Annotated in this window: 3 protein-coding genes; all 3 read right to left on the reverse strand. The window is 39.7% G+C overall.

What is annotated here, in order from left to right; genetic code table 11:
• Positions 1–16 precede the first annotated feature (16 nt).
• Entirely contained in the window at positions 17–280 is a 264-nt protein-coding gene (locus LZ634_RS21915; RefSeq protein WP_234508847.1) for a hypothetical protein, read from the reverse strand.
• 14 nt (positions 281–294) lie between these two features.
• Positions 295–2,769 carry a phage tail fiber protein gene (locus tag LZ634_RS21920; RefSeq protein WP_234508848.1) on the reverse strand — a complete coding sequence of 825 codons (2,475 nt, stop codon included), beginning with the start codon at positions 2,767–2,769 and terminating at the stop codon, positions 295–297.
• Positions 2,770–2,846: 77 nt separating this feature from the next.
• Positions 2,847–3,682: hypothetical protein (locus tag LZ634_RS21925; RefSeq protein WP_234508849.1), on the reverse strand; the 836-nt coding region annotated here is incomplete at its 5' end.

Here is a 3,682-nt window from a genome sequence, read left to right on the forward strand (position 1 = left end):
TTTAATACTATTGTATTTACTTGAAGTGGTAGACGTTCTGAATAGTAGTAGCATCTGGGATACTATCTAAAATGCTTTGTAGTTCATCTACTTCTTCAGTGTCTTGTTGTTCATATTTCATGATATGAGATTTATTCATTTCAAGAAATTTGATTATTGCGTTATAGAGTTGTGGTGTTCGCTTTTCTTCATCCATGAGATCGGCTAATAATAAATTAGCCGTTTCACTTTTAATAGAAAGCAACATATCTTCAAACGCTGAGTGATCAAAGTTGCTCATAATTATTTAATCCTTTATTGATTACTTGTTTTCCAAACGTGTACACGAATTGGTGAAGGTGTTGTGTAGTTCGCTGTAAATTCCCTTGATGCACCACTCGCTACAGTGCTTGCAACAAATGAATGTTGTCCAGAACGCAATATAATTCCTTCACCTTCTGAATACGCACTTTTTACACCATGTATACTTGTCGAAGATGCATATATCCACGGCGTAGTAGTCCAACCTGCTACACTGTGGAGAATCTCACACTGTGTAATAACAGGAGTATTAGCACCGAATGGGTTAGTTAATACAACACGAGAGTTCAGAGTCATATTAGAAGTAGTTTCAATAAGAGCATAACTTCTATAAGTATCTAATTGGTCTACACGAGAAGTTAGATTCATTAGGTCAGTAGCTAAAGTAGCAACTTCTAAATTACCTGCATTAGTGATTTCACCATATGCACGAATCATGAAACAACCAATTGCTGTATTCATTCGAACTTCATCAGTCCCATCACGACCATAAGCAGGAGAAACTAAACTTGCATCGAATGTAAAACCGTTTGGAACACTGGTGTTATATGAAGGTGCAGTTACCTGTGCACCAGTTGTACGCTTAACGAATGCACCCGTACCAGCACCCGTAAATTGATAGTTAGATGTTCCGATACCACCAGTAATATTTGGTGCACCGTTCATTTCCATATGACCATTTACACGTGAACCACCATCACCGCGTAATACCGGAGCTGGAATACTATTAGAATCGAACACGCCGTTATAGTCTGGAACACGGAAAGTAGTAGAACCATCACCTAATGTATAACAGCTACGAACATAAGGAACTTGTAACCATGATTCATCTGTTACTACTGGAACTTCACCCGCCTGGACTTTAGCAAATAGATCTGCATAGCTAATACGTGATAGAAGTTGACCATCACCGGGAATCATTCCTACTACTGGTTTATCTCGTAGAGGATGCCAAATAACTTGAGACACATAACCACTACTTGCAGACTTTTCTACTTTGTCTGTGAGTTTATCTATTTGGTCTGCTACTGTTGCCGCATCAAAAGAACCTGGGTTTTGTACAACACCAAATACACGAATAACATAACAACCCATAATACTATTTGGACGAACCCCAGAATCACCAATTAAAGTTGAAATACGTCCATATACAGGGCTTGATAGCGAAGCATCAATGCTAAGCTTAGTTGGTGACATCACAGTTTGTACGCCAGCGTTGGCAATTGCAAATCGGTTTGCTAAAGCAACAGTAACTGATCCGGCAGTTGTATAGTAGTTAAATTGCATTGGTAGTATACTGGCACCGTTTTCTGTGGTTTCAAAATTACCAGTAATGTTAGGTGCACCACTTGCTTCAATAACGCCATTGGATGCAATTACACCTGCATCACCACGGAATACAGGAGCAACAATTGAACCCGCATACTTACCGTTGTAATCAGGAACACGGAATGTAGTAGAACCATTACCTGTAGTGTATTTCCCACGTGAAGCAGGATCAGCTAACCATGTATTGTCTGCTACTACTGGAACCTTACCATCAACCACCATTTGCCATAGCGTAGGATAGGAAGCACGTGATAGAAGTTGACCATCACCGGGAACACAACCAATCTTCATTTGGTTACGGCTGTGATGCCATAGCACTTCACCAACTTCAGATACTGCTACTGAGTTAATACGGTCTGTTAGGTCATTGAACTGAACCAACTTAGCCGCTTCTTCAGTAGCGATCGTTGCTTGCTCTGTAGCTGTCTCTGCGTCTGCATGTGCTGTTTGAGCATTAGTAATTGCAATATTCGCTTGCGTGGTAGCAATTCCAACTTGTGCAGTTGCTAAATCTACTTGGTGTTTTGTTTCAGTAAGTGAGCTTGCAGCAGAAGTAGCACTTGTAGCAGCCTTAGAAGCTGATGTAGCCGCTTCACCGGCTTTAGTAGTGGCAATGGTTGCCTGTTGAGTTGCAATGGTCGCTTGAACCTTTGCAGAAGCATTCCAAGTATCCATCTGGTGAATTGTCACTACATCTTGTGGATTCACCCCATCAGCTACGTTAGTGACACGCTTACCACGTGCATCTAAGTTACCATCCAGATCGACACCCATCGTCGTTCCGACGAGATCACGTGCCTCTTCTGCGATGTGCATTGATTGAATTGAACTAACGTTAAGATCGGACGCTCTTAATACTGAGCCGTTTTGAAAATCTACAAGACGATCAGTAGCTGACGTTTCGCGTCGAACTTCAATATACTGATAGCCATCAGTAGATCCCCACGGCTTTAGTGTTTGAATAGTTGTGGAGTTAATAAAAATGTAGTCCGTGTTATTCGTTAGGACTTTACGATCTTGACCAACCAAAGTAACCACCACGAAATTACGTGATAGATATTCGAATGGAACATTAAATTGAACTGTCACACCGTTAAGATCGTAAGTGTAAACAGTGTTAATTTGAATAGAATTAGCCATTAAGAATTCCTTTTCTTAAAAAATGATAAAGGGGAAGTAATAAAACCTTCCCCTTGTAGTTACGTTTTAGACTATGATTATTTATACTGAGTATCGATTCCTGCTTGAGAGAAAATCTGATTCAAGAATAAAAATGTTAGTGGGTTATTAGGAAGAATCCCGCGTAGGTTATTAAACGCTGCGGTGTTGTTATCAATACGGTCATTCGTATATTCACCACTTAATAGAGACTGTGCTGAATAATAAGCAGAACCAAACATGTTAGCAGCGACTGAAAGTGATGGTGATTGTTGAACAATACGTGAAGCAATTTTCTGATAAGCTGGATTACGATCCATCGAACCTTTAAAAATAGTATCGTCTTTTCCATCACCTAATGTCGGTGTTACTGTTGAACGTAGATATTGACCAGGACCACTACCCGTACCCATCGTGTATAAAGTTGAACCTAATCCAATAGGCCCACCAATAATTGATGACCGACTTGCAATGTTCCAAGCAAACGTAGAAGGTTCAAATGCTCTATCTAAATATTCAAACCGTTGGTTTTCCGGCATGGATTCAGATACACCATAAGTCTGACCAATGTAACCAAGGCCAGCTAATAAACTACTTGCGACGAACTCCATTGCATTATCAAAATACTGACGGTTATAACGAGTATCACCATACAATTGCATCATACGACCGTTAATAGAACGAACACTAAACATCTTAAATTGTGTTAATAGTTTCATAACACGTGGTAGTTGTTTACGTTGTGCATTACTCAAACTTTCAGGACGTAAAATAGTTTTGTCTGCAAGCATATCACCAAGGCGAAATAGAATAGAACTACGTGGATCTGCATCAAATGCTTTCACATCTTTAATACTGAATGCACCACTTGATTTATAATCAATGTGAGTTTTAA

The sequence above is a fragment of the Kluyvera intermedia genome (genome assembly GCF_021440345.1).
In the GTDB taxonomy this organism is placed as follows: Bacteria; Pseudomonadota; Gammaproteobacteria; order Enterobacterales; family Enterobacteriaceae; genus Kluyvera; species Kluyvera intermedia_A.

Excerpts from the sequence above, each read along its gene's own strand:
- LZ634_RS21915 (WP_234508847.1), bottom strand. The coding sequence starts at position 280 with ATGAGCAACTTTGATCACTCAGCGTTTGAAGATATGTTGCTTTCTATT.
- LZ634_RS21920 (WP_234508848.1), bottom strand. The coding sequence starts at position 2,769 with ATGGCTAATTCTATTCAAATTAACACTGTTTACACTTACGATCTTAAC.